Below are 2062 nucleotides of genomic sequence, written 5' to 3' on the forward strand. Positions count from 1 at the left end.
CCGCCGATCGCGTCGGCGTCGATCTCGAGATCGGCGAAACTGCCGGTATAGGTCACATCCTGGCCCTTGGGTTCCAACTGCCCGGCGGCCCTTGCCGCATAGAACAGCTCGGCCGGATCGGAATCATCTGCCGGGTCGGTCTGGCCCGACAATCCTTCGGCCTGCAGCGAAACGCGTCGGGGCAGGGGCCAGGACAGCCTGACCGTCGCGTGCAGCTTGTCCCAGTCGATCCAAAGCGGCGGCATGCCTGGCGCCAAGGTTCTGAGTGGTCCCCTGACATCGGCCGCCGGCGACAATGGCTGCGTGATCTGGGCGACGGCATTGAAGTTGCCGGTGGAGGCGGCGATGTTCTTGGCGTCATCCTGATAGGCCAGGCTGTCGCAGGAGACAGTGAAGCTCAGCGGATAACCGCTGACGGCAAGGTTGGCGCAACCGGCGGCGATGCCTTTGGCCTCGAGTTTAGCCGATGCCTGGTCGGCCTCGGTCTTGACCCGGCCGGCGAGATAGAACCAGCCGGCGCTGTAGAGCGCGAACAGCACCAGGATGAACGCGGCAAGCCAGAACAGCCGGCGGCGAGGTTTGCGCGATCGCTCGTCACTTGACGTCATGCTGCGGCTCTCGTTACCCCTCGTGCAGCGAGCGGGCTGTTAATTCCACGCACAACAGCGGGGACAGAAGAAGCACCTTACCGGTGCGATGTCGTCACTCGAGTGCAATCAGGCTTGGCGATATGGGCGATTTTTGGGTTTTTGGCTATGGGTCGCTGATCTGGCGGCCGGGATTCGCACATGTCGAGACGCGGCGCGCCCGTCTTTACGGCTATCGCCGGTCGCTTTGCGTCTATTCCTTCGTGCATCGCGGCACGCGTGAAAGACCGGGCTTGGTGCTTGGCCTCGACCGAGGCGGCTCCTGCATCGGCCTCGCCTTTCGCGTGCCCGGCGATTTGCGGAACGAAGTGCTTTCCTATCTGCGCGAACGCGAGCTGGTGACCAACGTCTATCTCGAACGCATGCTCGATGTCCGGCTCGATGGAAACGCGGCGGGAGGAGGCCGAACGGTCGAGGCGGTCGCCTACATCGTCGATCGCGCGCATGAGCAATATGCCGGCGGGCTCGACGCCAGCCATGCCGCGGCAGTCGTGCGCGGCGCCGTCGGCCAATCGGGCAGGAACGAAGACTATGTCTTGAGCACGCTCGAACACCTGGAGGCGCTTGGCATTCGCGACCACTGGCTGGAGCAGGTGGGGCGGCGGGTAGCGCCTTCGTGACGGCCTGGCCCGATCAAAAAGCAAAACCATGCCTTTGACCTCGGCAGGGCACGACCTAGCTTATCGGCAATCCATTCCCCCCTTGGGCGTTCCGGCCCATCCCAGCATCACGGAGATCAATCTTGCAGAAACGCCGTCTCGGTCACACCGACCTTTCCATCGCGCCGCTGGTTCTGGGGGGCAACGTGTTCGGCTGGACCGCCGACGAGAAGACGTCCTTCGACCTCCTCGACCGCTTTGCGGAGGCCGGCCTCAATGCCGTCGACACCGCCGACGCCTATTCGCGCTGGGCTCCGGGCAACAAGGGCGGCGAATCCGAAACCATCATCGGCAACTGGATGAAGAGCCGCGGCAACCGCGACAGAATAGTCGTCATCACCAAGGTCGGTTCCGACATGGGGCAGGGCAGGCGGGATTTGTCCGCGGCCTATATCGAGAAGGCGGTCGATCAATCGCTGAAGCGGCTGCAGACCGATGTCATCGACCTTTATCTGTCGCATTGGCCGGACCCGGCCACGCCTTACGAGGAAACGCTCGGCGCCTATCAGCGCCTGCTCGAGAAGGGCAAGATCCGCTATCCGGGCGGCTCCAACCTCGATGCCGGGCAATTGCGCGCGGCGCTCGACGTCGCCAGCTTGCGGGGCCTGCCTCGTTATGAGGTTCTGCAGCCCGAATACAATTTGTACGACCGCTCCTCGCTGGACGGCGCGCTGCTCGACCTCTGCAAGGCGGAGGGCCTTGGCGTCATCACCTATTTCAGCCTCGCCAAGGGGTTCCTGAGCGGCAAATACCGCG

3 protein-coding genes are annotated in these 2062 nt (G+C 63.8%); 2 read left to right on the forward strand and 1 reads right to left on the reverse strand.

Going from position 1 to position 2062, the window contains the following annotated elements:
* Positions 1-608 (reverse strand): DUF2125 domain-containing protein (locus EOA38_RS34810; RefSeq protein ID WP_127301358.1); only part of this gene is annotated, 608 nt, incomplete at its 3' end.
* 122 nt (positions 609-730) lie between these two features.
* Here EOA38_RS34810 and EOA38_RS34815 point away from each other — a divergent pair.
* Both EOA38_RS34815 and EOA38_RS34820 read left to right on the forward strand, forming a co-directional pair.
* The gene (locus tag EOA38_RS34815) at positions 731-1267 is read left to right on the forward strand and encodes a gamma-glutamylcyclotransferase (RefSeq protein WP_126091690.1); all 537 of its coding nucleotides are present in this window, start codon (positions 731-733) and stop codon (positions 1265-1267) included.
* A gap of 122 nt (positions 1268-1389) precedes the next feature.
* Positions 1390-2062 (forward strand): aldo/keto reductase (locus tag EOA38_RS34820; RefSeq protein ID WP_145966230.1); only part of this gene is annotated, 673 nt, incomplete at its 3' end.

Origin of the sequence: Mesorhizobium sp. M1E.F.Ca.ET.041.01.1.1, assembly GCF_003997355.1 — a bacterium.
Taxonomy (GTDB): domain Bacteria; phylum Pseudomonadota; class Alphaproteobacteria; order Rhizobiales; family Rhizobiaceae; genus Mesorhizobium.

Coding starts and splice junctions, on each gene's coding strand:
- EOA38_RS34815 (WP_126091690.1), top strand. CDS start 731: ATGGGCGATTTTTGGGTTTTTGGCTATGGGTCGCTGATCTGGCGGCCG.